Annotated in this window: 20 protein-coding genes and 1 pseudogene; 7 read left to right on the top strand and 14 right to left on the bottom strand. The window is 73.8% G+C overall.

What is annotated here, in order from left to right:
- Positions 1 to 49: 49 nt before the first annotated feature.
- Genes ACTVZO_RS11700 through ACTVZO_RS11670 form a run of 7 tightly spaced genes read right to left on the bottom strand, consistent with a single transcriptional unit; the run spans position 50 to position 8283 of the window.
- On the bottom strand, positions 50 to 865 hold the full coding sequence (locus ACTVZO_RS11700) for an HpcH/HpaI aldolase/citrate lyase family protein (protein WP_443298318.1): 816 nt from the start codon (positions 863 to 865) through the stop codon (positions 50 to 52).
- Entirely contained in the window at positions 862 to 2055 is a 1194-nt protein-coding gene (locus ACTVZO_RS11695; RefSeq protein WP_443298317.1) for a CaiB/BaiF CoA transferase family protein, read from the bottom strand. The genes ACTVZO_RS11700 and ACTVZO_RS11695 overlap by 4 nt, the downstream gene beginning before the upstream one ends.
- A complete protein-coding gene (gene rbsK / locus ACTVZO_RS11690; RefSeq protein ID WP_443298316.1) occupies positions 2052 to 2963 on the bottom strand; it encodes a ribokinase in 912 nt (303 codons plus the stop codon). Before rbsK ends, ACTVZO_RS11695 begins: the two co-directional genes overlap by 4 nt.
- Positions 2960 to 4690 (bottom strand): ADP-ribosylglycohydrolase family protein, encoded by a 1731-nt coding sequence (locus tag ACTVZO_RS11685; RefSeq protein ID WP_443298315.1) that lies wholly within the window; start codon positions 4688 to 4690, stop codon positions 2960 to 2962. Before ACTVZO_RS11685 ends, rbsK begins: the two co-directional genes overlap by 4 nt.
- Positions 4687 to 5832 (bottom strand): ADP-ribosylglycohydrolase family protein, encoded by a 1146-nt coding sequence (locus ACTVZO_RS11680; RefSeq protein WP_443298314.1) that lies wholly within the window; start codon positions 5830 to 5832, stop codon positions 4687 to 4689. The genes ACTVZO_RS11685 and ACTVZO_RS11680 overlap by 4 nt, the downstream gene beginning before the upstream one ends.
- Before the next feature lie 7 nt (positions 5833 to 5839).
- Positions 5840 to 7300 (bottom strand): ADP-ribosylglycohydrolase family protein, encoded by a 1461-nt coding sequence (locus ACTVZO_RS11675; protein ID WP_443298313.1) that lies wholly within the window; start codon positions 7298 to 7300, stop codon positions 5840 to 5842.
- Positions 7297 to 8283 (bottom strand): ADP-ribosylglycohydrolase family protein, encoded by a 987-nt coding sequence (locus ACTVZO_RS11670; RefSeq protein ID WP_443298312.1) that lies wholly within the window; start codon positions 8281 to 8283, stop codon positions 7297 to 7299. The genes ACTVZO_RS11675 and ACTVZO_RS11670 overlap by 4 nt, the downstream gene beginning before the upstream one ends.
- Before the next feature lie 247 nt (positions 8284 to 8530).
- On the opposite strand from ACTVZO_RS11670, the gene ACTVZO_RS11665 reads away from it, so the two are divergent.
- The 3 genes from ACTVZO_RS11665 to ACTVZO_RS11655 all read left to right on the top strand — a co-directional run bounded on the left by ACTVZO_RS11665 (position 8531) and on the right by ACTVZO_RS11655 (position 15704).
- The gene (locus ACTVZO_RS11665; protein WP_443298311.1) at positions 8531 to 9262 is read left to right on the top strand and encodes a VIT1/CCC1 transporter family protein; all 732 of its coding nucleotides are present in this window, start codon (positions 8531 to 8533) and stop codon (positions 9260 to 9262) included.
- A gap of 393 nt (positions 9263 to 9655) precedes the next feature.
- Positions 9656 to 14251: a glutamate synthase large subunit gene (gltB, locus tag ACTVZO_RS11660; RefSeq protein WP_443303123.1), complete on the top strand. Its 4596-nt coding sequence runs from the start codon at positions 9656 to 9658 to the stop codon at positions 14249 to 14251.
- Positions 14244 to 15704 carry a glutamate synthase subunit beta gene (locus ACTVZO_RS11655; protein WP_443298310.1) on the top strand — a complete coding sequence of 487 codons (1461 nt, stop codon included), beginning with the start codon at positions 14244 to 14246 and terminating at the stop codon, positions 15702 to 15704. Before gltB ends, ACTVZO_RS11655 begins: the two co-directional genes overlap by 8 nt.
- A gap of 125 nt (positions 15705 to 15829) precedes the next feature.
- On the opposite strand, the pseudogene ACTVZO_RS11650 reads toward ACTVZO_RS11655, so the two are convergent.
- From ACTVZO_RS11650 to ACTVZO_RS11630, 5 genes and pseudogenes are all read right to left on the bottom strand, one after another.
- Positions 15830 to 16608 (bottom strand): annotated as a pseudogene (locus ACTVZO_RS11650) (GntR family transcriptional regulator).
- Positions 16605 to 17147 carry a GntR family transcriptional regulator gene (locus tag ACTVZO_RS11645; protein WP_443298309.1) on the bottom strand — a complete coding sequence of 181 codons (543 nt, stop codon included), beginning with the start codon at positions 17145 to 17147 and terminating at the stop codon, positions 16605 to 16607. Before ACTVZO_RS11645 ends, ACTVZO_RS11650 begins: the two are co-directional and overlap by 4 nt.
- A 20-nt stretch (positions 17148 to 17167) precedes the next feature.
- Positions 17168 to 20524, bottom strand: coding sequence for an nSTAND1 domain-containing NTPase (locus ACTVZO_RS11640; RefSeq protein WP_443298308.1), 3357 nt, complete (start codon positions 20522 to 20524; stop codon positions 17168 to 17170).
- 5 nt (positions 20525 to 20529) lie between these two features.
- Positions 20530 to 20865: a CU044_2847 family protein gene (locus ACTVZO_RS11635; RefSeq protein ID WP_385065171.1), complete on the bottom strand. Its 336-nt coding sequence runs from the start codon at positions 20863 to 20865 to the stop codon at positions 20530 to 20532.
- 137 nt (positions 20866 to 21002) lie between these two features.
- Entirely contained in the window at positions 21003 to 21419 is a 417-nt protein-coding gene (locus tag ACTVZO_RS11630; RefSeq protein ID WP_443298307.1) for a hypothetical protein, read from the bottom strand.
- Between the two features lie 179 nt (positions 21420 to 21598).
- On the opposite strand from ACTVZO_RS11630, the gene ACTVZO_RS11625 reads away from it, so the two are divergent.
- The 3 genes from ACTVZO_RS11625 to ACTVZO_RS11615 all read left to right on the top strand — a co-directional run bounded on the left by ACTVZO_RS11625 (position 21599) and on the right by ACTVZO_RS11615 (position 24316).
- Positions 21599 to 21823, top strand: a complete 225-nt coding sequence (locus ACTVZO_RS11625; protein WP_443298306.1) for a hypothetical protein — start codon at positions 21599 to 21601, stop codon at positions 21821 to 21823.
- Positions 21820 to 22920: a hypothetical protein gene (locus tag ACTVZO_RS11620; protein WP_443298305.1), complete on the top strand. Its 1101-nt coding sequence runs from the start codon at positions 21820 to 21822 to the stop codon at positions 22918 to 22920. The genes ACTVZO_RS11625 and ACTVZO_RS11620 overlap by 4 nt, the downstream gene beginning before the upstream one ends.
- Before the next feature lie 94 nt (positions 22921 to 23014).
- A complete protein-coding gene (locus ACTVZO_RS11615) occupies positions 23015 to 24316 on the top strand; it encodes a DUF1906 domain-containing protein (protein WP_443298304.1) in 1302 nt (433 codons plus the stop codon).
- Here ACTVZO_RS11615 and ACTVZO_RS11610 read toward each other — a convergent pair.
- Both ACTVZO_RS11610 and ACTVZO_RS11605 read right to left on the bottom strand, forming a co-directional pair.
- Positions 24309 to 24863, bottom strand: a complete 555-nt coding sequence (locus ACTVZO_RS11610) for a pyridoxamine 5'-phosphate oxidase family protein (protein WP_443298303.1) — start codon at positions 24861 to 24863, stop codon at positions 24309 to 24311. The genes ACTVZO_RS11615 and ACTVZO_RS11610 overlap by 8 nt on opposite strands.
- Before the next feature lie 37 nt (positions 24864 to 24900).
- Positions 24901 to 25629 carry a vWA domain-containing protein gene (locus ACTVZO_RS11605; RefSeq protein WP_443298302.1) on the bottom strand — a complete coding sequence of 243 codons (729 nt, stop codon included), beginning with the start codon at positions 25627 to 25629 and terminating at the stop codon, positions 24901 to 24903.
- A 109-nt stretch (positions 25630 to 25738) separates the two neighbouring features.
- Between ACTVZO_RS11605 and ACTVZO_RS11600 the strand changes: the two genes are divergently transcribed.
- Positions 25739 to 26512, top strand: a complete 774-nt coding sequence (locus ACTVZO_RS11600) for a glucose 1-dehydrogenase (RefSeq protein ID WP_443298301.1) — start codon at positions 25739 to 25741, stop codon at positions 26510 to 26512.
- Positions 26513 to 26522: the final 10 nt, after the last annotated feature.

Genomic DNA, 26522 nt, shown 5'->3' with positions numbered 1-26522 from the left:
GGCGCCGCGCACCGCGCGGCGCCCCTTCCGCACGTCAGCTGCCCAGCGGTCAGCGCCCGGCCATCCGCGCGGCGAGCGCAAGGGTGCGGTGGGCGGCCGCCACCACCGCCGGGTCGACGAAGCGCCCGTCCGGCAGCGCCAGCGCCCCCGGCGTGGCCCGGGCCGCCGACAGGACCTCCTCCGCCGCGGCCACCTCCGAGGGAGCCGGCAGGTACGCCCGCTCGATCACCGGCAGCTGACGCGGATGGATCGCCGCCCTGCCGAAGAAACCCAGGGCCCGGCCCCGCACGCAGGACTCGGCCAGCGCCTCCAGGTCCCGGATGTCGGGGAACACCGACTGGGCCGGGGGAGCCAGCCCGGCCGCGCGGGCCGCCACCACCACCCGGGAGCGGCACCAGTCCAGGCCCGGCTCCGCGCTGACGGCCAGGTCGGCCCGCAGATCCGCCTCACCGAGGGACAGCCCGCGCAGCGCGGGGTGCGCGCGGGCGATCTCGAAGGCGCGTTCCACGCCCAGCGCCGATTCCAGCAGCGCGTGCAGCCCGACCCCGCCGGTGCGGTCGGCGGCGGCCACGACCTGCTCGGGCGCGCTGATCTTGGGCAGCCGCAGACCGGCGAGTCCGTGCAGCCCGCCGAGGGCGGTCAGGTCGGCGCCGCCCCAGGGGGAGTCCAGGGCGTTGACGCGGACGTGGACGGGGAGCGGGGGCCGTTCACCGAGGAGCTCGGCGGTCGCGGCGCGGGCGTACTCCTTGCGCGAGACCGGTACCGCGTCCTCCAGGTCCACGATGACCGCGTCGGCCCCGCAGCCGATGGCCTTGGCCACCACCGCCGGGCGGTCGCCCGGCGCGTACAGCCAGGTCAGGATCACAACGCCCCCTCCGTGCGCAGTGCGCTGATCTCGGCTCCGGTCAGGCCCAGCTCGGTCAGCACCTCATCGGTGTCCGCGCCGTGCGGGCGGCCCGCCCAGCGGATCCCGCCCGGGGTCTCGGAGAGCCGGAAGAGGATGTTCTGCATGCGCAGCGGGCCGAGCTCCGGGTCCTCGATCTCGGTGACCGTGTCCAGGGCCGCGAACTGCGGGTCGGCCATCACGTCCCGGACGTCGTAGACCTGGGCGACGGCCGCCTGGGCCTCCTCGAAGGCGGCGACGACCTCCTCGGCCTTGTGGCGGGCGATCCAGCCGCCGACCGCCTCGTCCAGGACGTGCGCGTGGGCGGCCCGCCCCGAACCGGTGGCGAACCAGGGCTCGGCGATCAGCTCCGGCCGCCCGACCAGCCGCATCACCCGCTCGGCGATGGACTGGGCGGAGGTGGAAACCGCCAGCCAGCGGCCGTCCGCACTGCGGTAGGTGTTGCGGGGTGCGTTGTTGGTGGAGCGGTTGCCGGTGCGCGGCTGGACGTAGCCGAGCTGGTCGTACCAGAGCGGGTGCGGGCCGAGCACGGTGAGGATCGGCTCGATGATGGCAAGGTCCACGACCTGGCCGCGGCCGGTGCGGTCGCGCCCCGCGAGGGCGGTCATCACCGCGTACGCCGTGGTCAGCGCGGCGATCGAGTCCGCGAGCCCGAAGGGCGGCAGGGTGGGCGGCCCGTCCGGCTCCCCGGTGATCGCGGCGAAGCCGCTCATCGCCTCGGCGAGGGTGCCGAAGCCGGGGCGGTGGGCGTACGGGCCCTGCTGGCCGAAGGCCGTGACGCGGGCCAGGACCAGGCGGGGGTTGGCGGCGGACAGCTCCGCCCAGCCCAGCCCCCATCGCTCCAGGGTGCCCGGGCGGAAGTTCTCGATGACCACGTCGGCGGTGGCGGCGAGCCGCAGCAGGGTGTCCCGGCCGCCGGGAGCGGACAGGTCGAGGGTGATCGTCCGCTTGTTCCGGCCGAGCAGCTTCCACCACAGGCCGATGCCGTCCTTGGCGGGGCCGTGGCCGCGGGAGGGGTCGGGGCGGTCGGGGTGCTCCACCTTGACGACCTCGGCGCCGAAGTCGCCGAGCAGGGTGGCGGCCAGCGGCCCGGCGAAGAGGGTGGCCAGATCGAGCACCCGCAGCCCGTCCAGCGGCCCGCCGCCGGTCACGAGGCCGCCCCGGAGCGGTCGGCGGCGAAGGCGTCCGTCTCGGCGCGGGTCGGCATCGAGTCCTGGGCGCCGGGCCGCTGTACGGACAGCGCCGCCGCCGCCGAGGCCCAGCGCAGCGCCTCGGGCATCGGCCGGCCCTCGCCGAGGGCCACGGCCAGGGCGCCGACGAAGGTGTCCCCGGCGGCGGTGGTGTCCACGGCCCGGACCCGGGGTGCGGGCACGGCCAGCGGCTCCCGGCCGCGCGCCGCGTACAGCACCCCGGCCGCGCCGAGGGTGATCACCACCTCGGGTACGGCCTCCAGCAGGGCCGCCGCGCACCGGCCCGGGTCGGTGAGCCCGGTGAGGGCGGCGGCCTCGTGCTCGTTGGGGACCAACAGATCGGTGGCGGCGAGGAGTTCCCCGGGCAGCGCCTGGGCGGGGGCCGGGGTGAGCACCGTACGGACGCCGTGCGCGCGGGCGGCGACGGCGCCGGCGAGCACGGCCTCCAGGGGGAGTTCGAGCTGGAGCAGCAGGGCGTCGGCGGCGGCGATCCGGGCCGCGTCGCCCGTCTCCAGACCGGTGACGCGGGCGTTGGCGCCGGGGATGACGATGATGCTGTTGCCGCCCTCGTCGTCCACCGTGATGTGGGCGGTGCCGCTGGCGCCCTCGGCGGTGCGCAGGGCCGCGGTGTCGATCCCGTCGGCGGCGAGGGCGGAGCGCAGCCGCACGCCGAACTCGTCGGCCCCGACCGCGCCGATCATCACCACCCGCGCGCCGCAGCGGGCGGCGGCGACGGCCTGGTTGGCGCCCTTGCCGCCGGGGACGGTGCGGAAGGCGCGGCCGGTGACGGTCTCCCCGAGGCGGGGGGCCTTGGGGACGTAGGCGACGAGGTCCATGTTCGTACTGCCGAGCACGGCGATGGCCGTCATGAGCGTGCTGCCTCCTGTGTGGCGAGCCGGTGGGTGAGCTGGGCGAGGGTGTCGAAGCCGATGCCGTCGAAGCCGGGTACGGAGGTGGCGAGGCGGTTCCGCAGGGGCGCGGCCCAGCGGTGCGGCACCTCTCCGGTGATCAACGCGCAGAGGGCGCCTGCGGTGGCGCCGTTCGAGTCGGTGTCCCAACCGCCGGACACCGTACGGCAGATGGAACGGGTGAAGTCGCCGTCTGCGTGGGTGAGGGCGGCGGCGACGAGCGCGGTGTTGGGGACGGCGTGCACCCAGTGGTAGTGGCCGTAGCGCTCGTGCAGCCGGTCCACGACGCGGTCGAAGTCGGCCTCCTCGTGGGCGGCCCGGATTCCGGAGCGGACGGCCTCGGCGAGGCGGGAGCCGGGCGGTACGACGGCCAGCCCGGCCCGCAGCGCGGTGTGCACGTCGGCCCGGCCGGTGGCGGCGGTGGCGGTGGCGGCGGCCACGAACAGGGCGGCGTAGACGCCGTTGCCGGTGTGGGTCAGGGCGGCGTCGCGGTAGGCCTGGGCCGCGGCGGCGGCCGGGTCTCCGGGGTTGGTCCAGCCGTGGACGTCGGCGCGGATCAGGGCGCCGATCCATTCGCGGAAGGGGTTGTGGTGGGTGGCGGTGGCGGGCGGCTCCAGCCCGAGGAGGAGGTTGCGGTAGGCGACGCGCTCGGCGGTGAAGGTGCGCCCGGCGGGCAGCTCGTCGAGCCAGAGGCGGGCGACGTCGGCGGTGGTGAAGTCCCTGCCGTGCCGCTGGAGCAGGAGCAGGCCGAGGAGGGGGTAGTTGAGGTCGTCGTCCTCGGGCATTCCGTCGATGTTCTCGGCGAGGGAGGTGGGGGCGGAGCGGCGGTTCCAGGGGTAGGCGGCCAGCAGCTCCGCCGGGACGCCGCGTGCGCTGAACCAGTCGTCCAGCGGCCAGTTGCCGCCGGCCCGGGCCAGCGCCCGGATCCCGGCGAGCGGCAGCTTCTCGACGGGCTTCCCGAGCAGACACCCGACGGCCCGCCCGACCCACGCGGCCTCCAGCCTGCGGTGCGGGTACGGGGCGGGATCGTGCCCGCAGGCACGGAACCCGGCGCCCTCCGGCTCCCGCGCGCGGAGGGTGACGGGACGGACCTGCGCGGCCGGTACGGGTGCGGGTTCCGGGCCGGGCTCCGCGGGGCGGCCCGCAGTGGAGCCGGCGGGTTCCGGGCCGGGTCCCGTGTGCCCGGGCCCGGCGGGGCGGTGGTCCGGGGGCGGGGGCGGGTCGGGCGGGCGGCGGCCCGCGGAGGCGGGGGCCGGACCGCGTCCGGGGGCCGGGGCCGAAGCCGGGGGGTGCTGGGCGGCGGTGGGGCCGGGCGGGGGCCAGGTGGCGCGGATGGCGGGCCAGGACCGCGGCTCGGTGGCGGCCGCCGGGGAGGGGAGGGCCGCCAGTTCGTCCAGCAGGCGCACGGCCAGGGCCCGGAGCCGCGGCGGAGCCGGCACCGGGGAGGCACCGGCCCGGGCCGGTGCCTCGTGGCCGCCGGCGGCCAGCCAGGCCCGCAGCGCGGGTCCCGGGTCGCGGCCGTCCTCGGCCGCCTGGCGCAGCTCGTGCCCGACGAGGTCCTCGGGCTGCGCCCAGGTGAGCCGTACCGGATCGGCCGCCGTCCGGCTTCCTCCCGGCTCGGGCGGGGGCGGGATGGGACGGGTGTTCTCCGGGGGCTTCGCCGCAGGCGTGGCGTGGGGCGGGGTCATCGCGGTGTGGTGAGCGCGGTGAAGGCCGACTCGTGGGCGCGGCGGCGGGACCGGTCCAGGGCGAAGACCTCGCGGGCCACGGCGGCCAGCGCCCCGGCGGGCGCGTGCAGGTCGAGGCGGCTGGCCTCGGCCACCTGCTTGGACCAGGCGGCCGGGACCACCGGCTCGCCGCCCAGGGCCCCGGCGATCGCCCCCGCCATGGTGGCGATGGAGTCGCAGTCCCGGCCGTAGTTGACCGCGCCGAGCACGGAGGCCTCGTACGCCCCGTCCGCGATCAGCAGCATCCCGAGCGCGACCGGGAGTTCCTCGATGGAGTGCAGGCGGGAGGGGCGCCGGGCGCCGAGGGAGGGGGCGCGGTAGTCGGTGCCCACGGTGTCGTACGGGGCGACCGCCGCCCGCAGCGGTGCCAGCGCCGACTCGAAGTTGCGGTGACGGGAGGCGACTTCCACGACGGCGGCGATGGCCGCGCGCGTGCCGTCCTTGGCCAGGGCGAGCGCGGTGTCCACCACGGACCCGGCCGTCGCCCCCGGTGAGCACGCGGCCGCGACCGCCGCCGCGAACACGCCCGCCGCCTCCCGCCCGTACGAGGACTGGTGCGCCCCGGCGACGTCCAGGGCCTCCGCGTACGCGCCCGCCGGATTGCCCGCGTTGACGATGCCGACCGGCGCCATGTACATCGCGGCGCCGCAGTTGACGATGTTGCCGCTGCCCGCCTCGCGCGGGTCGACGTGCCCGTAGTGCAGCCGGGCCACGATCCACTTCTCGGCGAGGAAGATCCGCTGGAGCGGGAGGGCCTCGGCCTCCAGCTCCGGGATCCACCGGGGGGTGGTCATCAGGTCCGGGACCAGGTGTTCGGCGACCGCGTAGGCGTCGAGGTGGTCCCGTACCGTCTCGTAGACCCGTACCAGGGCGTGCGTCATGAGGGTGTCGTCGGTGACGTGCCCGTCTCCCTTGTGGTACGGGGCGATCGGACGTGCCGTGCGCCAGTCCTCGTGCCAGGGGCCGACGATGCCGTGCACCCGGCCGCCGTGCCGTTCCACGATCTGGTCGGGGCTCCAGCCCTCCACCGGACCGCCGAGCGCGTCGCCGACGGCGGCCCCGACGAGTGCGCCTGCGGCCCGGTCCTCCAACGTGAGCGTCATGTCTGAATCATCCCTTGTGCGAGGTGAGTTCGGTGCGAGCGAGGAGCGCGGCGAGTTCCACCAGATCCGTGTTGGCGAGGCGGGGGAGGGCGCAGCCGGAGAGGGTGCGGCAGGCCTCGCGCCAGGCGGCGGGGATCGAGTCGCCGCCGCCGAGCGCGCCGGTGAGGGCGCCGGCCAGCGCGGGGGCGGAGTCAGCGACGCGGGACAGGCAGGCGGCGGCCGGGACGGCCTCGGCGGCCTTGCCGCGGGCGGCGGTCGCGAGGGCGAGTGCGACGGGGACGGTCTCGGCGGCGGCGATCCCGTAGCTGTAGACGTGGTCCACGATCTCGTGTTCGAGGATGGGGACGATGGCGAAGGCGCCGCCGCCCGTGTGGGTACGGGCGAGCTTGACGGCGTGCCGGGCGTTGCGGCCGATCTCGGTGGCGGCGGGGAGCTGCGCGAGCGCGGCCTCGACGGCGGTGTCGACCCCGGCGCCGGCCAGGGCGGTCGCGAGGGCGGCGGCCATGGCGCGGGCGCCGTGGACGCCGTCGCCGTCCTGGGTGTAGCGGGCGTCGAACTCGGCGAGGTCCGCCGCCGCGTCCGGGTCGCCGGGGTGGACGACGGCGAGCACGCAGGCGCGGACGCAGGCGGCGTCGTCGAAGAAGTGCGGGTTGTCGTGGCCGGTGGCGGGCGGCCGCAGGCCGGCGGCGAGGTTGCCGAGGCCGGCGCGGACGGAGATCCGGGCGCGCAGGGGCAGTACGGCGGACTCGACCTCGGGGGCGCGTTCCGCCGCGGCGGCGACCTCGGAGGCGAGCGCGTTCCAGGCCAGGTCGATGGCGGCGCGCATGCGGCGGGACCGGGAGAGGTCGCTGAGCAGCACCCCGGAGGCGGTGAGCACGGACTCGGCGACGAAGGCGGCCCACTCGGCGTCGTCGGACGGGCCCAGGCGCAGGGGTTCGGGCGGCTGGTTGAGGGCGATCGGGACCGGGAGGGTGGTGGTGGCGTTCTGCTCGGCGAAGGTGTCGAGCTCGCGGGTGAGGCGTCGGGTCCACTCGGGCATCCGGCTGGCCCGGTGCCGCGCGGCGGGCCACCCGGCCGCGTCGCCCGCGGCGAGCCCGATGAGCAGCCCCTCGATCCGCCGGACCCCTGCGGGGGGCCGGGCGGGGGCGGGGCCTTCCTGCGGCCCGGGCCGGGCGGGGGCCGCGGGCTGCCCGGCGGGCGGCGTGGCCGGGTGCTTCGGGGGCTGGGCCCGGCCCGGTGGCGCCGTGGCCGTGGCCGTGGCCGTACGGGCCTTCGCGGGCTCGGGGCCGGCCGCGTCGGGCGGGGCCTCGGAGGGGGCGGAGATCTCCCCCGCCCCGCCCCTTCCCGAAACCAGGGCCCACCCCCCGGCGCCCGCCGTGGGGTGGGCCGCCGGGCCCGGATCCGTGGGGGTGGCCGGCCCGGTGGCGGGAGTGGGGGCGGCATCCGGGGCGAAGGGGGACGGGGTCATCGGGGGGCCTCGTATTCGGGGGTGAGGAGGTCCGCGATGTCCAGGACGTGGTAGCCCCGCATCGAGGGCAGGCAGCTGCCGCGGACCGGGCCGATCGCCGAGGACCACTCGGCGGGGACCGCGGCGGCTCCGGACAGGGCGCCGGACAGCGCGCCGGCCACCGCCGCCGTGGTGTCCGCGTCGCGGCCCATGTTCACGGCCATGAGGACGGAGGAGGGGAAGTCGCCCCCGCAGGCGGCGAAGGCACCGAAGGCCAGGCCCACCGCCTCCGGGGCGAGGTCCGTCCACGGATAGCCGCCGATGACCACCGCCGAGCGGACCGCCCGTTCGCCGCGCGGGGCGGCGGTCACGGCGCGGCGCAGGGACCGGGCCGTCCAGGAGTCGGCGGGGATCACCGACAGGGCGGCGGCGACCACCGAGGTGGGGCCGGCCCCCGCCATGGCCGCGGCCACGCCCGCCGCGACGGCCTGGCCGCCGTAGATGCCCTCGCCGTCGTGGCTGACGCAGCCGTCGATCGCGACGAGCCGCGCGGCCTCCGCCGGGCGGCCCGCCGCGAAGACCCCGAACGGCGCCGCCCGCATGGCCAGGCCGTCGGACCACGCGTGCCGGTGCTGGGCCGAGATGGGGGCCGCGAGCCCCCGGCGCAGGTTCTCCAGGGTGCCGCGCTCGGAGAAGCCGGCGCCCCGGAAAGGGCCCTCGTCCAGGTCCGCGATCCAGTGGTGCCACGCCCGCTCCACGTGGGAGACGGTCAGCGCGGAGCCGTGCCGGGCCAGCAGCAGCCCGGAGAAGATCGCGTACTCGGTGTCGTCCGTGCCCGCCGGGTCCTCCGAGACGAAGCCCTCGATCCGGCCCCACTTCGCCCGGATCTCCGACGGCTTCATGTTCTCCGCGGGGGCGCCCAGCGCGTCACCGACCGCGAGTCCCAGAAGAGCGCCCCTGGCCCGTTCGAGGAGGACCTGCGGATTGCATGCAATCAGCTCCATGGCGCGCCTCTCCACTTGATGGGACTCATCTTGAGCCCTTGGGGGATTTGTGCCATGTCATGAGGTTTGTCGCTCGTCGCGAAACACCCCGCGCGCACCCTCGTCACCCGGTCGCCGACCCGCAAAACCGCAGGTAAGTACGGCCTTCCTTGCTGGCGGGGAGCTGAATTCGTGCGTAGTTTCGAGGCGTTCCGGGGGAGCGGGACGCCGTATGACGCACGTTCGCACAAAAGGGGAGATACACCGCATGTCCATCATCGACATCGAAGCACCGCTGCACACCGCGCACCGCGACAACCACACCCACCGCGACGTCAACGGTGGATGGCTGCGGCCGGCCGTGTTCGGTGCGATGGACGGGCTCGTCTCCAACCTCGCCCTCATGACCGGTGTGGCCGGAGGCGCCGTCGCCCCGCACAGCATCGCGATCACCGGACTGGCGGGCCTCGCGGCCGGAGCCTTCTCCATGGCGGCCGGCGAGTACACCTCCGTGGCCTCGCAGCGCGAGCTGGTCCTCGCCGAACTGGACATAGAGCGGCAGCAGTTGCGAAAGCACCCCGTCGACGAGATGGAGGAGCTGGCCGAGCTCTACGTCTCGCGCGGCGTCGAGCCCCCGCTCGCCCGCGAGGTGGCCATGCAGCTGTCCCGGGATCCCGAGCAGGCGCTGGAGATCCACGCCCGCGAGGAGCTCGGCATCGACCCCGACGACCTGCCCTCGCCGCTCGTCGCCGCCGTCTCGTCCTTCGGCTCCTTCGCCCTGGGTGCGCTGCTGCCCGTGCTGCCGTACCTGCTCGGAGCCACCTCGCTGTGGCCCGCGCTGCTGCTGGCGCTGGCGGGGCTCTTCGCCTGCGGCGCGGTCGTCTCCCGGGTCACGGCCCGGTCCTGGTGGTACAGCGGGCTGCGGCAGCTCGCGCTGGGTGGCGCCGCCGCCGGTGTGACGTACATCCTGGGAACCTGGATCGGCGGGGCCGTAGGCTGACCGGGCAGGGAGTGAGACACTATGCACCGCACAACATAAGTAGTCCGTTACTCGGCGGTTTCGCTCACGTGTCCGCCGGGTACCAGAACAGGGCTGCGGGCAACGATGCCCGCCCCCGCGCCGGGACCTTCGACCCGTCATCGCGTCCCGAGACCCTCGGGAACCCTTGAAAACCCTGTGAAGGTCCCCTTTTCCGCCCCGTGCAGTGTCCGCATGTTGGAATGGCATATCCGCTTCGCGGGATTGTCGTCATCATGTAATCTGCACGAAATTTCGCAGAGGGCCAACGTCGTCCCTCGGCTATGCACATATGCCACGACGACGACGGGAGAGCCGATGCGTTCCGCATCCACGCACTCCGCGACCGGCCCCAGCACCACCGCCTGGTCGCCCATGGACGGTCGCCCCGCCCAGCAGGGCATGTACGACCCGCGCAACGAGAAGGACGCCTGCGGCGTCGGATTCGTGGCGAACCTCACCGGCGAGGCCACCCACACGCTCGTTGAGCAGGCCCTGACCGTATTGCGGAACCTCGAGCACCGCGGCGCCACCGGCTCCGAGCCGGACTCGGGCGACGGAGCCGGCATCCTGTGCCAGGTCCCGGACGCCTTCCTTCGCGAAGCCGCCGGATTCGACCTCCCCGAGGCCGGCGCCTACGCCGTCGGCATCGCCTTCCTCCCCGCCGACGGCACCGCACAGGCCGTCGCCGTGGAGCAGATCGAGGCCATCGCCGCCGAGGAGAACCTCACGGTCCTCGGCTGGCGCGAGGTCCCGGTCACCCCGGAACTGCTCGGCAACGGCGCCCGCGCCACCATGCCCGCCTTCCGACAGCTCTTCGTCAGTGGGGGCACCTCCCTGGGGGCACCTCCCGGACGGAGTCTGGGGGAGGAGTCTGGGGGAGGCAGCACCGGCATCGAGCTGGACCGCAAGGCGTTCGTGCTGCGCAAGCGCGCCGAGCGCGAGGCCGGCGTGTACTTCCCGTCGCTCTCCGCCCGCACCATCGTCTACAAGGGCATGCTGACCACCGGCCAGCTCGAGCCCTTCTTCCCGGACCTCTCCGACCGCCGCTTCGCCTCGACGCTCGCGCTGGTCCACTCCCGGTTCTCGACGAACACCTTCCCGTCCTGGCCGCTCGCCCACCCGTACCGCTTCGTCGCGCACAACGGCGAGATCAACACGGTCAAGGGCAACCGCAACTGGATGAAGGCCCGCGAGTCCCAGCTGGCGTCCGACGCCTTCGGCGACGGCGTGCTGGACCGGATCTTCCCGATCTGCACCCCCGACGCCTCCGACTCGGCCTCCTTCGACGAGGTCCTGGAGCTGCTCCACCTCGGCGGCCGGTCGCTGCCGCACAGCGTGCTGATGATGATCCCGGAGGCGTGGGAGAACCACACCTCCATGGACCCGGCCCGCCGCGCGTTCTACAAGTACCACTCCACGATGATGGAGCCCTGGGACGGCCCGGCCTGCGTCACCTTCACCGACGGCACCCAGGTCGGCGCGGTCCTCGACCGCAACGGTCTGCGCCCCGGCCGCTACTGGGTCACCGACGACGGCCTCGTCGTGCTCGGCTCCGAGGTCGGCGTCCTCGACATCGACCCGGCCAAGGTCGTCCGCAAGGGCCGCCTGCAGCCCGGCAAGATGTTCCTCGTCGACACCGCCGAGAAGCGGATCATCGAGGACGACGAGATCAAGGACGGGCTGGCCGCCGCCGCCCCGTACGCCGACTGGCTGGAGACCGGCGAGATCGAGCTGTCGGACCTGCCCGAGCGTGAGCACATCGTGCACACCCACGCCTCGGTCACCCGCCGCCAGCAGACCTTCGGCTACACCGAGGAAGAGCTGCGCGTCATCCTCGCGCCGATGGCCCGTACCGGCGGCGAGCCGCTCGGCTCCATGGGCACGGACTCCCCGATCGCGGCCCTGTCCGAGCGCCCCCGGCTGCTCTTCGACTACTTCACCCAGCTCTTCGCGCAGGTCACCAACCCGCCGCTGGACGCCATCCGCGAGGAGCTCGTCACCTCGCTGCTGTCCTCGATCGGCCCGGAGTCCAACATCCTGGAGCCGACCTCCGCGTCCTGCCGCAGCGTCACGCTGCCGTTCCCGGTGATCGACAACGACGAGCTGGCGAAGCTCATCCACATCAACGCCGACGGCGACATGCCGGGCATGAAGGCCGCCACCCTCTCGGGCCTGTACCGGGTCTCGGGCGGCGCCGAGGCGCTGGCCGCGCGGATCGCGGAGATCCGCACCGAGGCCGACGCCGCCATCGCGGCCGGCGCCCGCCTGATCGTCCTCTCGGACCGGCACTCGGACGCCGAGCACGCACCGATCCCCTCGCTGCTGCTCACCTCCGCCGTGCACCACCACCTCATCGCGACCAAGCAGCGCACCCAGGTGGGCCTGCTCGTCGAGGCCGGCGACGTCCGCGAGGTCCACCACGTCGCCCTGCTCATCGGCTACGGCGCCGCCGCGGTCAACCCGTACCTCGCCATGGAGTCCGTCGAGGACCTGCTGCGCGCCGGTACCTTCCTCTCCGGCCTGGAGCCGGAGCAGGCCATCACGAACCTGATCTACGCGCTCGGCAAGGGCGTCCTGAAGGTCATGTCCAAGATGGGCATCTCCACCGTCGCCTCCTACCGCGGCGCCCAGGTCTTCGAGGCCGTCGGCCTCAACGACGAGTTCGTCGAGACCTACTTCAACGGCACCGCCACCAAGATCGGCGGCGCGGGCCTGGACGTCATCGCCAAGGAGGTGGCCGCGCGCCACACCAAGGCGTACCCGGCCTCCGGCATCGCGGCCACGCACCGCGCGCTGGAGATCGGCGGCGAGTACCAGTGGCGCCGCGAGGGCGAGCCGCACCTGTTCGACCCGGAGACGGTCTTCCGCCTCCAGCACGCGACGCGCGGCCGCCGGTACGACATCTTCCGGCAGTACACGGACCGGGTGAACGAGCAGTCCGAGCGCCTGATGACGCTCCGCGGCCTGTTCGGCTTCAAGGGCGACCGCCCGTCGGTCTCCATCGACGAGGTCGAGCCCGTCTCCGAGATCGTCAAGCGCTTCTCCACCGGCGCCATGTCGTACGGCTCCATCTCCAAGGAGGCGCACGAGACCCTCGCCATCGCCATGAACCAGCTGGGCGCCAAGTCCAACACCGGTGAGGGCGGCGAGGACCCGGACCGCCTCTACGACCCGGCGCGCCGCTCCTCCATCAAGCAGGTCGCCTCCGGCCGCTTCGGTGTCACGAGCGAGTACCTGGTCAACGCGGACGACATCCAGATCAAGATGGCGCAGGGCGCCAAGCCGGGCGAGGGCGGCCAGCTGCCCGGCCACAAGGTCTACCCGTGGGTCGCCAAGACGCGTCACTCGACGCCCGGCGTCGGCCTGATCTCGCCGCCGCCGCACCACGACATCTACTCCATCGAGGACCTCGCCCAGCTCATCCACGACCTCAAGAACGCCAACCCGGTCGCCCGCATCCACGTGAAGCTGGTCTCCGAGGTCGGCGTCGGCACGGTCGCGGCGGGCGTCTCCAAGGCCCACGCGGACGTCGTCCTCATCTCCGGCCACGACGGCGGAACGGGCGCCTCCCCGCTCACCTCGCTCAAGCACGCGGGCGGCCCCTGGGAGCTCGGCCTCGCCGAGACCCAGCAGACCCTGCTGCTCAACGGGCTGCGCGACCGCATCGTCGTACAGACCGACGGCCAGCTCAAGACCGGCCGCGACGTGGTCATCGCCGCGCTGCTCGGCGCCGAGGAGTTCGGCTTCGCGACCGCGCCGCTCGTCGTCTCCGGCTGCGTCATGATGCGCGTCTGCCACCTGGACACCTGCCCGGTCGGCATCGCCACGCAGAACCCGGTCCTGCGCGAGCGCTTCTCCGGCAAGCCCGAGTTCGTCGTCAACTTCTTCGAGTTCATTGCGGAGGAGGTGCGGGAGATCCTCGCCGAGCTGGGCTTCCGTACGATCGAGGAGGCCGTCGGCCACGCCGAGCTGCTCGACACCACCAAGGCCGTCTCGCACTGGAAGGCGCAGGGCCTCGACCTGGAGCCGCTCTTCTACGTGCCCGAGCTGCCCGAGGGCGCGGTCCGCCACGCCCTGATCGAGCAGGACCACGGTCTGGAGAAGGCCCTCGACAACGAGCTGATCGAGCTCGCGTCGGACGCGCTGAACGCCGAGTCCGCCGAGGCGGCCCTGCCGGTCCGCGCCCAGGTCTCGATCCGGAACATCAACCGGACCGTCGGCACGATGCTCGGCCACCACGTCACGAAGAAGTTCGGTGGCGCGGGCCTGCCCGACAACACCATCGACCTGACCTTCACCGGCAGCGCCGGCCAGTCCTTCGGCGCCTTCGTGCCGAAGGGCATCACCCTCCGCCTGGAGGGCGACGCCAACGACTACGTCGGCAAGGGCCTCTCCGGCGGCCGGATCGTGGTCCGCCCGGACCGCGGCGCCGACCACCTCGCCGAGTACTCCACCATCGCCGGCAACACCATCGGCTACGGGGCCACCGGCGGCGAGATGTTCCTGCGCGGCCGCACCGGCGAGCGCTTCTGCGTCCGCAACTCCGGCGCCCTGGTCGTCTCGGAGGGCGTGGGCGACCACGGCTGCGAGTACATGACCGGCGGCCAGGCCGTCGTCCTGGGCGAGACGGGCCGCAACTTCGCGGCCGGCATGTCGGGCGGCGTCGCGTACGTCATCGACCTCGACCCGCACAACGTCAACGTCGGCAACGCGGGCGCCGTCGAGGCCGTCCTCTCCGACACCGACAAGCAGTGGCTGCACGATGTGGTGCGCCGCCACGAGGAGGAGACCGGCTCGACCGTCGCCGCGAAGCTCCTGGCTGACTGGGACGCCGCGGCGACCCGCTTCAGCAAGATCATCCCGACCACGTACAAGGCAGTGCTCGCCGCCAAGGACGCCGCTGAGCTGGCCGGACTCTCCGAGTCCGAGACCACTGAGAAGATGATGGAGGCGGCGACCCATGGCTGACCCGAAGGGCTTCCTCACCACCCCGCGCGAGACCGCCTGCTCCCGTCCCGTGGCCGAACGGCTGAAGGACTGGAACGAGGTCTACGTCCCGGGCTCGCTGCTCCCGATCATCAGCAAGCAGGCCGGCCGCTGCATGGACTGCGGCATCCCGTTCTGCCACAACGGCTGCCCGCTGGGGAACCTGATTCCCGAGTGGAACGACTTCGCGTACCGCGAGGACTGGTCGGCGGCGAGCGAGCGCCTGCACGCCACGAACAACTTCCCGGAGTTCACCGGGCGGCTGTGCCCGGCCCCGTGCGAGTCGGCGTGCGTGCTCGGCATCAACCAGCCGGCCGTCACGATCAAGAACGTCGAAGTGTCGATCATCGACAAGGCCTGGGACAACGGCAACGTCACCCCGCAGCCGCCGGAGCGGCTGTCCGGCAAGACCGCCGCCGTCATCGGCTCGGGCCCGGCGGGTCTGGCCGCGGCCCAGCAGCTGACGCGGGCCGGGCACACCGTGGTGGTGTACGAGCGCGCCGACCGCGTCGGCGGCCTGCTCCGCTACGGCATCCCCGAGTTCAAGATGGAGAAGGTGCACATCAACCGCCGCATCGAGCAGATGCGCGCGGAGGGCACCAAGTTCCGTACCGGTATCGAGGTCGGCCGCGACATCACCGCCACGGACCTGCGCAAGCGGTTCGACGCGGTGGTCATCGCGGCGGGCGCGACGGTCTCCCGCGACCTGCCGGTCCCGGGCCGTGAGCTCGGCGGCATCCACTTCGCGATGGAGTACCTGCCGCTCGCCAACAAGGTGCAGGAGGGCGACTTCATGGCGCCCCCCATCACCGCCGAGGGCAAGCACGTGGTCGTCATCGGCGGCGGCGACACCGGCGCGGACTGCGTGGGCACCGCCCACCGCCAGGGCGCGGCCTCGGTCACGCAGCTGGAGATCATGCCGAAGCCGTCCGAGGACCGCCCCACCGGGCAGCCGTGGCCGACGTTCCCGATGCTGTACAAGGTCACCTCGGCGCACGAGGAGGGCGGCGAGCGGGTCTACTCCGTCTCCACGACCCACTTCGAGGGCGACGAGGACGGCAACGTCAAGGCCCTGCACCTGGTCGAGGTCGAGTTCGTCGACGGCAAGCTCGTCCAGAAGCCCGGCACCGAGCGCGTCCTCCCGGCGCAGCTGGTCACCCTGGCGATGGGCTTCACGGGCACCGACCAGGCCAACGGCCTGGTGGAGCAGTTCGGCCTGGCGATGGACGCCCGCGGCAACATCGAGCGCGACGCCTCCTACGCGACCAACGTCGACGGCGTCTACGTCGCCGGCGACGCGGGCCGCGGCCAGTCGCTCATCGTCTGGGCCATCGCGGAAGGCCGCTCGGCCGCCCGCGGCGTGGACCGCTTCCTGACGGGCACGAGCGCCCTCCCGTACCCGGTCAAGCCGACGGACCGCTCCCTGACGGCATAGCCGCCAGCCCCCTCCCTCCGGGGAGGGACCCCTCATACGGTCCGTACAACGACGTGCGGAATCCCGACGCAGCGCCCGCCATGTCCCCGACCAGGGATGGCGGGCGCTGTGGCGTTCGGGGGCGGCTATTCGGGGGTGAACTCGTACTGGAGCTCGTAGAGGTGTCCGCCCTTCACCATGACGGTGACTTCGAGGGCGCGCCCGTCATCGCCGTACACCGTCCGGAGGGTACGCAGCACTGGCAGGTCCCGGGCAGGCGCAGAGCCGCGTACTGCTCCTGCGTTGCCACCCGGGCGGAGATCCGGTCCACGCTGCGGCGGGGAGGGAAGCCGAGGTCCGCGAGCAGGGTGGGGGTGCCGCCCCTGATGCGGAGCGGTTCGGCGAGAGCGGTACCGCGGGCGATGCCCGGCGGGTAGTACGTGCTGACCAGCTCCGCGGGTTCCTCGTCGACGCGGATCAGCTGCCGACGGCGCACGGCCAAGGCTCCCTCCGGCAGCCCGAGGGCGGTGGCGGCGTCCCCGTCGACCGGCACTTCCTCCACGGCGAGCAGGACGCTGCGGGCCTGCGCCTGGTGGCCCGCGACTTCGGCGAGCCACGGGAACACGGCCCCAGGGGCTCCCCGCTTGAGGGAGCCGGCGGGCCGCACGGTCCGCTGGCGATTGGCCCGTACCGTCACGGCCGCGCCTGCCCGGCCTACGACCAGGCCTTCATCTTTGAGGAGCTGGACGGCCTTCTGGATCGTGGCGTTGGACGCGTCGAACCGGCTCTTGAGGCGTGCCGTGGACGGCAACGCGGAGCCCGGCGCAAGGTCGCCGCTCATGATCTCGTCGCGCAGGTCGGCGGCGATGCGTGCGTGCAGCGGCCGGGGGCCGGGGGCGGCGTCGTCCGTGGTGGGCAAGGTCATCCGATCCTGATCTCGTACCGGAGCTGCTGTCGTGCCGACGGCATCACCATCATGTCCGCCTGGATGGCCCGGTCCGTCGCGTCGTACGTGACGCGGGACAGCCGCAGAACCGGTTCGGCCTCGCCCAGGCGCAGCTGCTCGCGTTCCTCGGCGCTCGGCATGCGGGCCGTCACGTCCTCGGTGACGCGCACGCCGATGTGCCCCAGCGCTGCCAGCAGAGTGACCGCCCCGCCGGGGATCTTCGCGGTACCCGCGAGCGGTGTGCCCGCCGCGATGTCGGCGGGGTAGTAGGTGTCGGTCAACTCGCATGGAGTGCCGTCCAGTTCGATGACACGGCGTCGTACGACGACCGGCTGCCCCTGCGTCAGGCCGAGCAGCGAGGCGACTTCGGGGGTGGCCGGCGCCTGCCGCGCCTCGATGATGCGCTGCCCGCCTCGGCGGCCCTTCGCCTCCGCCTCTTCGGTCCAGGCGTCCGACGCCCCGGCTGGGCGGGGTGCCAGGTACGGCATCGACGTGCTGGTCCATCCGTTGCCGGTCACATAGTCCTCCCGGGTCCCCGTCACGTGTCTTGGTGGTGTTTGTCGAGCCAGTGGTGGATCAGGGGGAGGAGTTGTTCGCCGTCCTGGGGTTCTGCCGTGTAGTCGGACGCGCCCGATCTCAGGGCCTTTTCGCGGTCCGTGGGGGTGGGTTTGTGGGTCAGGGCGATGAGGGGGCGGTCGGCCGGGCCCCGGAGCCGGGCGATCACCGAGGCGGTCGTGGAGGCGGCGGTCATCCCGTGCGCGGGCAGGCGCATGAGGACGAGGGCCACCTCCGGTTCGGCGGTGACCACGGCGACGGCCTGGGGGGCGCCTTCGGCCCACAGGACCTCCAGGCCGTGGCGTTCGAAGTCCGTGGTCAGGGCGAAGGCGGTACGGACGTCGTCGTCCACGATGAGGATCTTCTGGCCGCTGAAGCCGTACGCCGGGGCGGCGAGGGCCGGGGTGGGGGCCGGGTCCGTGACGACGGGGGCGTCCCGTAGGTCGGGGTGGGGCATCGGGCCGCCCGAGACGAGGGGCAGGTAGAGGGTGAACACGGAGCCCAGGCCGCGTTCGCTCGACACGTGGATCCCGCCGTCCATCAGCCGCGCGATCTCCCGGCTGATGGACAGCCCGAGCCCCGTCCCGACGTGCCGGGTGTCGGCCGGGTCGCCGGCGTGCGTGAACGCCTCGAAGATGGCCTGGAGCCTGCCGTCGGGGATCCCGATGCCCGTGTCGGCCACCGAGAAGGCGATCAGCTCCGCCGCCTTCACGTCGGCGAGCCGGGCACCGAAACCTCCGGAGACGGGCTGGATGTCAAGCCGTACCTCGCCCCGGTCGGTGAACTTCACGGCGTTGGCCAGCAGGCTCCGCAGGATCTGGAGCAGACGGCGTTCGTCCGCGTGCAGCGTCTCCGGCAGTTCGGGCGCCACCCGTACGTGCAGGCCCAGCCCCTTCTCCTCCGCCAGCGGCGAGAAGGCCGCGTCGAGGTGGTCGGCGACCTGGAGCAGCGGCACCCGGACCGGGACGATCTCCATCCGGCCGGTCTCCGCGTCGGACAGGTCGAGGATGTCGTCCAGCAGGGAGAGCAGGTCGCGCCCGGCTCCTTGGATGGCCCGGGCGTACTCGACCTGCTTGGGGGTGAGCGTCCCGTCCGCGTTGTCCGCGAGCTCCTGCGCCAGCAGTTGCAGGGAGCTCAGCGGAGTGCGCAGCTCGTGCGACATGTTCGCCAGGAACTCGCTCTTGTCCCGGATCGACACGGCCAGCAGCTCGTTGTGCTCCTGAAGGGCCTGCCGGGCCTCGTCGATCTCGGTGAGCTGGACCTCGATCTCGCTCTTGCGCAGCGCCAGCCGCGCCGCCTTCTCCTCCAGCATCGTGGACCGCTCGCGCCACTGCTCGGTCAGCTCCTGCGACTTGGTCAGCAGGACCTCGTTGTGCCGCTGGACGAGGACCGCGGCCGTGCTGCGCTCGACGAACTCGCTCACCACGCTCGGCACGTCGGTGCTGCGCTCGCGCAGCCAGTGCTCCGCCTCCGACACCCGCGTCGCGGACAGCAGGTCCCCGTCCGCGGCGCGCTCCTCCATCACGGCCAGCCACTGCTGGAAGTCGGCGTCCGCGTCGACCCAGTCGGCGAGCCTGATCCATTCCCTGATCAGCGCCTCGTGGGCGATCTCGGCCGTCCCCGGCCCGGTCGTCCCGAGCACCACCAGCCGCCGGTCGGGCTCGGCCAGCAGCTGGGCGACGTGCCAGTCCCGGCCCAGATGGGCCTTCAGCGCGGTCACCCGGACCGCGCTGCTCGCCCCGCCGCGGGCCCGCACCATCGACAGCAGCACCCGCCGGATCGGGGCCTCGTCCAGCTGCCGGGCCAGGAACTGGAAGGCCTTCTCGGCGTGCCGGTTGAGGGCCCCCGAGACGCCGCCCAGTGCGTGGTACCCATCGAAGGTGATCTTCCGTTCCTGCTGCATCGGCCAGAGCTCGGTGAGGGCGAACTCGAGCAGCGGCAGGCTGCCCGGGGCCTTCGCGGCCTCGGCGGCGATGGCCTCGGCGACACCCTGGCTGTAGACGACTCCGGCCGCGGCGGCCGGTTCCACGATCACCCGGGTCAGTGCGGCCTCGTCCAGCGGGGAGACGTTGAGCTGGCGGTCCTGGATCCGCGGGCCGACGGTGGGCAGGTCCAGGAGGTCCGGCAGGAAGTCGGAGCGCAGGGTGCAGACGAGCCGGACCGGCGCGTCGCCCATGGTGTCCGGCTCGGGGAACATCCGCTCGAGGAACTCCTGCCGCAGCCCGCGCGCACCGTTGCTGAGGACCTCCTCGAACTGGTCGCCGACGAGGGCGAGCCGGCGGCCGGTGAGCAGCGCGATCCGGGTCGCGACCGGCCAGAACCCCTCCTCGCGCAGGGCCCGCGCCCGGCTCTCCAGCCGCTCCAGCGTGGGGTGGGCGTCGGGGTCCTCCAGGTCCAGCAGCGCACGCGCCACCGAGTCGTACGGGGCGGAGCCGGGCCGGAAGCTCGCGACGGTCCACCCGTCGGCGGCCAGCGCCGGTTCCAGACCGGCCGCGACCAGTGAGGACTTGCCGACGCCCGAGGGCCCGGCCACCACGACGCAGGGCTGGTTCCCGAGCATCGCCCGGAGCCGTTCGATCTCCCTCTCCCGCCCCACGAACACCCCCGCCCGGGCGTCGTCCGCGGTGAAGGGCTGCAAGCCGCGGTAGGGGCACGGCGGCAGCACGCTGCGCTCCAGCACCTCCGGCCAGGCCGAGGCCATCTCCGACAGGGGGACGGCGTACGCGTCCTCGTGCTCGCCGCCCCGGCTCGCGACGGCCAGCATGCCGATCACCGCGTCGCCCCAGCGGTCCGACATGATGGCGGGCGAGCCGCTGTAGCCGGGCTGGGCGCGCAGCGCGGACTCGGCGGAGGCGTCGAGCTGCACCAGCCCGCCGCCGACGGCGCCGCGCAGCACACAGCTGCTCCACGCGCCGTTGGCCTTGCGCGGGGGACTGCCCGGGTAGCCGAAGACGGACACCTCGGTGCTCTCCGCGAGACCGTTCCGCGGATCGACGAGCCGGGCCGGGCCCGCCCCCACCGGCAGGGTGTCCCCGCCCACCAGGACGAGGCCCGCGATGTCGCGGCCCGGCCGGCCCGCCCCCGGGGGCGGATCCCAGGCCGCGATCCGGCAGTTGCGCAGCGGGCCTCCCTCGGCGTCGCCGAGCAGCACGAACTCGACCTGGATACGGGCCTCGTCACCGGGCCGGTCGGCGGTCCCCTTCGGCCGGCCCAGGGCCACGCTGACGACGTGCGCGCAGGTCACGATGTGCTTGTCGCCGACGACGAAGCCGACCCCGACGGGAACGTCGGAGCTGCCCTGCCGAATTTTGACGACGAACCCGTCGCGCCGGGCCCCCATCCGGCTCAGGCGCGGTGCCAGACGAGTCGGACGGCGAAGTTCACCTCTGCCGTGCCCTTGGCGACGATGACGCCGGTCTCGCCGCCCATCTTCAGCCCGAACTCGATCTCGGCCTCGTCCGGGCCCAGTTCACGCACGGTCCGGGCGACCTTCGCCAGCGTGGGCTTCACCTGGTCCAGCGCGTCCTGCACCGAGACGCGGGCCCGTCCCACCAGGCCGTCCCCGGCCGCCAGTTCAAGGTCGGAGCCCGCCAGGTCCCCGTCGACCTCGAACACGACGGCGGTCTCTTCACCGCCGTCCTCCAGTGCCATCGCGATCAGCTGTCCTGCCACGTCCGCCACGCCCCCCATGGCTCCGGGACCGCCCGCGGTCCCCCCTCGCACCCGACAGGCACATCCTGGGGCACCCCGCACCGGTCGCGCAGGGATATGGACCAGATACCGGGGGACGGCGGTCCCGTCGCCGGGGCGCGGCCCGGCTATTCGGGCTGAACGACCGTGGCGCCCCAGCGTACGGACGGGGAGGAGGCCGTCACCGTGGCGACGTAGCCGCCGCGCAGGCCCGTGCCGAGCGGGACGGTGACCAGGGTCGGGGTGCTGTCGGGGCAGTCGACCGTGAAGGGGGCCGGGTCGCGGTCCGGGTGGCCGGAGAGGCGGAAGGTCACCTCTATGCTGCCGCCGTCGGCGCAGCCGAAGTTGAGGAACGTGTCCAGGTCCGGCGCGAGGCCGCCCGAGACGAAGCCGCCGGAGCCGGTCTTCTCGGCGATCCAGATCAGCCCGTCGGGTCCCGGGTAGCCGATGATCTCGTCGCCCGGTGCGGCCTGGGCCGGCGCCGCCGCGAGTGCCAGGGTGACCGCCGCGGTCAGCGCGGCGAGGGTGGTGGCCTGCTTCTTCATGTGATCCCCCCATGTGATGTCGTGCCGTTCGACTCGACATCCGCGACGTTAGCCAGTGGCACTGACAGTCGCCTGAGTACGGGTACCTAGGTACTTACCAGCGAGTATTGACTAATAGTCAATACGGGGCCACGCTCACGGCGAGCCGTCGTCGTCTTCTCTCGTCCGGGAGGTCACCCGTGAGTGTGGATCAGGAACTGGCCCGACTGGCTGCCGAGTTGGGCGGAGTACGGCCGCCCGGATCGTTCGGGGGACTGGCCGCCGGGGACGTGGCGCGGCTGGCCGACGCCGTGCGGGGGCAGCGGGAGCGGCAGGCCGACGGGCTGAACGAGGCCGCCGAGGAGGCGCTCAGGCTGGTGCCCGCCCTCGCCCGCGGAGCCGTGCGCAAGGTGCTGTTCGGGTGAGCGCCGCGCGCCGCGCCGAGGTGGAGAAGACCGCCCGGCTGATGGGCCTGGACGCCGGCGGCCTCGGATTCCTGGCAGGGCTGCCGGGCGAGGACGTACGCGCCTTCCGGGAGCAGGCGAGCGCCGCACTGAACGACGGCGCCCCCGAGATGCTCGACCGCATCGCCGCCGCCACCAAGCTGGTGCCCGCCGCGGTCGCCGCCGCCATCTCGCAGAAGGCACTGGGCCCGCGGCTCGCCGCCGCGGTCGCCGGACGGCTGGAGGCCGGCCGCGCCGCCGACATCATCGCCCGGCTGCCCGTGGACTTCACCGCCGAGTCCTGCGCCCACCTCGCCCCCAGGAAGATCGCCGGGATCGTGGACCGGCTGGAGGAGGGGCTCGTCGTACGGATCGCCGTCGCCCTCGCCGAACGGCGCGACCACCTCACCATGGGCCGCTTCGTCGGGCACCTGAGGGACGGGGTGCTCGGCCGGATCCTGGAGCAGATCGGCGACACCGACGTACTGCGCGCCGGGTTCTACGCCGACCAGCCGGAGCGGCTCCCGCGCATCCTGGAGCTGATGGACGACGACCGCCTCGGCGCGGTGGTGCGGGCCGCCGCGGCCGCCGGGCTCTGGGAGGAGGCCCTCGCCGTCGCCGACGCGGTCGGCGGGGAGCAGCGGCTGCGCATCGCCCGGCTCACCGCCCGCCTTGACGGGCCCGAGCTGGCCTCACTCGTGCGGGTGACGCACGAAGCCGGGCTCTGGGAGACGCTGCTGCCCCTGGTCGCCCTGCTCGGCGAGGAGGACCGGCTCGCCGTGGCCCGGCTGGAACCCCTGCACGATCCCGGGGTACTGGCCGGGGCGGTACGGGCCGTCGTGGCGACCGGTCTGTGGGGCGCCTTCCTGCCGCTGGCCGGCGCACTGCCCGCCGACGCGCGCAAGACCGTGGCGGACGCCGCCGCCGGGCTCGGCGACGAGGAGCTGGACGCGCTGGTCCGGGAGGTCGCCCGGCAGGACCTGTGGGCGCTGGTGCTGCCCCTGGTCGAGCTCATGGACGACACCGGCCGCCGGCGCGTCTTCGACCTGCCCGCCTTCCGGGACCAGCCGGCGCCGTAGGGGCGCCCGGTCCGCGCGCGATGGGCCGTACGGACCATCTGCGGGGCCCCTCCTCCACGTTGAGGGGCCCCGCAGTCTGGTAACTATCCGGATCATGGCCCCCATCCGAACGCTGCTGAGCGGCCTCCTCGGCGCCGCCCTCCTGGTCCCCGTACTTCCGTCGGCGACGACAGCCGCCGCCGACGCGCGCACCGTCGACTACGGCGGTCTGCGCCTCGCCGTCCCCGCCGACTGGCGGGTCGTCGACCTCGACCGCGAGCCCGGTGCCTGCCTGCGCCTCGACCTGCCCACCCTGTACCTCGGCCATGCCGGCACCCAGAGCGAGTGCACCGGCCGGGCCGCCGTCAGCCGCGCCGACACCCTGCACCTCGAACCCCTCGACGGGGCACCGCGGCGCGCCGACATCCCCACCTTCACCGTGGAATCGGGCACCACACTGCCCGGGGCCCCGCCGCGGACCGACAGCAACGAACTGCGGTACGCGCTGCTCCGGCCCGGGGTCATGGCCACCGTCTCGTACGGGACCGCGCCCGATGCCGTACGCCGGGTCCTGGCCCGCGCCCGCGCGGTGCCCGCCGGCGCCCCCGCCGTGCTCCCCGCCCCCGCCGCGCCCCCGGCCAGGCCCGCCGCCGACGGCCCGGAGCCCCGCAACGCCCAGCAGGCCTTCACCGGCGAGGGCTTCGACGCCTGCACCGCCCCCACCCAGAAGTCCATGGACGCCTGGCGCGCCGCCTCCCCCTTCCGGGCGGTCGGCATCTACATCGGCGGCCGCGCCCGGGCCTGTGCCCAGCCGCAGCTCACCGCCGACTGGGTACGGCGACAGGCCGAGGCCGGGTGGCACCTGATGCCGATCTGGGTGGGCCCGCAGCCGTGGAACAGCGCCAGCACCGGCCTGTCCACCGACCCCTCCGAGGCCGACGGGCAGGGCCGGTCCGCCGCCGACGGAGCGGTGGCCGCCGCCGCGTCGCTGGGCCTGCCCACGGGCACCGTGCTCTACAACGACCTGGAGAACTACTCCGACCGCGCGACCTGGGACGCCCCGGTCGTCGCCTACCTGACCGCGTGGACGGTCCGGCTGCACGAGCTCGGCTACCGCTCCGCCGCCTACGTCTCGGCGGGCTCCGGGGTCAAGGCGCTGAGCGCCCACCACCGGCAGGCCCCCGAGGCCATGCCGGACGTGCTGTGGGTGGCCCGCTGGAACGGCGCGGCCTCCGTCGCCGACGCCGACATGGGCCTGCCCGCCGCCACCCCGCAGTGGGCCGGCCGGCGCCGCGCCCACCAGTTCCGCGGCGACCACGACGCCACCTACGGCGGGGTCACCATCAACATCGACCGCAACTGGGTCGACGTCGACCCCTCCGTCCTGGGGACCGGCGGCGTCTTCCGGCTCAGCTAGGACCGGCCGGCGGGTCCTCGCGGGGAGCCTCGTGGGGCTCCTCGCGGGGGTCCTCGCGCGGGGGTTCGTCGTCATCGCCCCGGCGGATGGTGCGCAGGCCTCCCGCCGGGGTCCACGACCGCAGCACCAGGTCGTCGCCCTCCACACCGGTGTGGACGACCTCCGCCAGCTGGACGTGGAACAGGTGGAAGGGGTGCGGGCTCTCCGTCTCCTCCGCGTACCGGTGCAGCTCGGGCGGGTCCACCACCTCCACCGCGCGCCCGGAGATCCGTACGTCCCCGTCCGGCATCGTCTCGCCCTCGCCCGGGTTGGTGTGCAGGGCGAAACGGGGATCGCGCTGCAGGTCCCGGGCCTTCATCGAGCCCGGCATCATGCCGAGCCACAGCTCCCCGCCGCGGATGTCGACGTTCAGCCCGGCGACGCGCGGAGAGCCGTCCTTGCGCAGGGTGGCCAGGACGTGGTGGGGGTACTGCGCGAAGCGGGCCTGGACGGCCGCCGCGAACTCCGGCTCCGCCTTCTCGAACGCTGCCCAGTTGTTCGTCGTCATGCGTCCATCAAAGCGCGTGCCCCCGCCCCCCGCCGCCTCAGACGCGCACGATGCCCGCGCCGCGTGCCGCCGCCAGCCAGACCGGGAACTCTCCGAGCAGGCGGTCGTACAGCTCCGGGTCCGGGACCGCCCGCGGATCCGCGCCCGCGTGGAAGTAGCCCGCGTTGTCCACGACGCGCCGGGACGGGACCGGCAGTTCGTCCAGTCGGCGCAGGAAGTCGAACTGGGTGCTGCGGGTGTTTCCGAAGCCGATGAACTGCCAGAAGAGCGGCAGGCGGGCCGCCTTGCACAGGTACTTCTCCGCCGCGTGCCTGCTGACCGGTCCGCCGTCGGTCTGGAAGACGACGAGGGCGGGGTGTGCGGATCCCGAGTCCAGGTAGTGGTCGATCACCGCGTCCATCGCCGCGTGGTAGGACGTCTTGCCCATATGGCCGAGGCGCGAGGCGATCGCGGTGACCTTCCCCTCGTACCCGGTGAGGGAGATCTCCTCCAGCGCGTCGATGTCCGTGGAAAAGAAGACCACCGGCACCACGGCGTCGTCGTCCAGGTGTGCGGACAGGCCCAGCACCCGGTCGGCGAGGGCCTGCACGCTGCCGTCCTCGTAGTACGGCCGCATCGATCCGGAGTAGTCCAGGACCAGGTAGACCGCGGCGCGCCCGCCCTCCAGGCCGTACTTGCGCAGGGAGACCCCGGCGCTCTTGTACAGGCTCACGAGAGCCGGAGCCGTCTCCTCGACCTTGCGGAGGCTGATCGCGCTGCCCGTCATGCCGCCGAGAATACGGGCGCCGGCCGGTCCCCGGGGCCGGTCTGGCGAGGTCGGTCCGCGACCGGGCCGCGCAGCGCCCTTCCTGCCGCGCTCCATGACTGTTAGACATATGGCTGATCGAAAGGTCAGCGGACGGGAGAGGGGTGGAACCGTGGGCGTCTCCCTCGAGGGGAAGGTCGTCGTCATCACCGGCGCGGGGCGCGGGCAGGGCGCGGCGGGGGCCCGGCTGTGTGCGGAGGCGGGGGCGCGCGTCGTCGTCACCGACGTACGGGAGGAAGAGGGCCGGGCGGTGGCCGCGGAACTCGGCGGCCAGGGGCTGTACGTACGGCACGACGTGGCCGACGCGGACGGCTGGGCCGAGGTCGTTCGGGCGGCGGTCGCGGCCTTCGGCACGATCTCGGCGCTGGTCAACAACGCGGCCCTGTGGCGCACGGCCCATGTGGAACGGCAGCGGCTCGACGAATTCGAGGCGCTGCTGCGGGTCAACCTGCTGGGGCCCTTCCTCGGCATCCAGGCCGTGGCGCCGGTGCTCCGGGCGGGCGGAGGCGGCTCGATCGTCAACATCTCCTCGACGGCCGGACTGGCCGGGATACGGGGCCACGCGGCCTACGGCTCCACCAAGTTCGCCCTGCGCGGGCTGACCCGGTCGGCGGCGCTGGACCTGGCGGCGGACCGGATCCGGGTCAACTCGGTGCACCCGGGCGCCATCGACACGCCGATGGTGGCCGAAGCGGTCGCGGGCCGGGACTGGTCGCACGTGCCGCTGGGGCGGATGGGGCGGCCGCAGGAGGTCGGGGAGCTGGTCGTCTTCCTGTGCTCGGAGGCGTCCTCGTACGTGACGGGTACGGAGTTCGCGGTGGACGGCGGGACGACGGCGGGATGACGGCGCGGTG

Origin of the sequence: Streptomyces sp. IBSNAI002, assembly GCF_052244475.1 — a bacterium.
GTDB lineage: Bacteria > Actinomycetota > Actinomycetes > Streptomycetales > Streptomycetaceae > Streptomyces.
The sequence above is the reverse complement of the archived record's forward strand: the minus strand, read 5'-3'. Positions and strand labels throughout refer to the sequence as shown.

What these genes read in the sequence shown, in the direction of transcription:
- ACTVZO_RS11600 (WP_443298301.1), top strand. Translation starts at nt 25,739, where the DNA reads ATGGCTGATCGAAAGGTCAGCGGACGGGAGAGGGGTGGAACCGTGGGC.
- ACTVZO_RS11655 (WP_443298310.1), top strand. Translation starts at nt 14,244, where the DNA reads ATGGCTGACCCGAAGGGCTTCCTCACCACCCCGCGCGAGACCGCCTGC.
- ACTVZO_RS11685 (WP_443298315.1), bottom strand. Translation starts at nt 4,690, where the DNA reads ATGACCCCGCCCCACGCCACGCCTGCGGCGAAGCCCCCGGAGAACACC.
- ACTVZO_RS11615 (WP_443298304.1), top strand. Translation starts at nt 23,015, where the DNA reads ATGGCCCCCATCCGAACGCTGCTGAGCGGCCTCCTCGGCGCCGCCCTC.
- ACTVZO_RS11630 (WP_443298307.1), bottom strand. Translation starts at nt 21,419, where the DNA reads ATGAAGAAGCAGGCCACCACCCTCGCCGCGCTGACCGCGGCGGTCACC.
- rbsK (WP_443298316.1), bottom strand. Translation starts at nt 2,963, where the DNA reads ATGACGGCCATCGCCGTGCTCGGCAGTACGAACATGGACCTCGTCGCC.
- ACTVZO_RS11610 (WP_443298303.1), bottom strand. Translation starts at nt 24,863, where the DNA reads ATGACGACGAACAACTGGGCAGCGTTCGAGAAGGCGGAGCCGGAGTTC.
- ACTVZO_RS11675 (WP_443298313.1), bottom strand. Translation starts at nt 7,300, where the DNA reads ATGACCCCGTCCCCCTTCGCCCCGGATGCCGCCCCCACTCCCGCCACC.
- ACTVZO_RS11665 (WP_443298311.1), top strand. Translation starts at nt 8,531, where the DNA reads ATGTCCATCATCGACATCGAAGCACCGCTGCACACCGCGCACCGCGAC.
- ACTVZO_RS11605 (WP_443298302.1), bottom strand. Translation starts at nt 25,629, where the DNA reads ATGACGGGCAGCGCGATCAGCCTCCGCAAGGTCGAGGAGACGGCTCCG.
- gltB (WP_443303123.1), top strand. Translation starts at nt 9,656, where the DNA reads ATGGACGGTCGCCCCGCCCAGCAGGGCATGTACGACCCGCGCAACGAG.
- ACTVZO_RS11680 (WP_443298314.1), bottom strand. Translation starts at nt 5,832, where the DNA reads ATGACGCTCACGTTGGAGGACCGGGCCGCAGGCGCACTCGTCGGGGCC.
- ACTVZO_RS11640 (WP_443298308.1), bottom strand. Translation starts at nt 20,524, where the DNA reads ATGGGGGCCCGGCGCGACGGGTTCGTCGTCAAAATTCGGCAGGGCAGC.
- ACTVZO_RS11670 (WP_443298312.1), bottom strand. Translation starts at nt 8,283, where the DNA reads ATGGAGCTGATTGCATGCAATCCGCAGGTCCTCCTCGAACGGGCCAGG.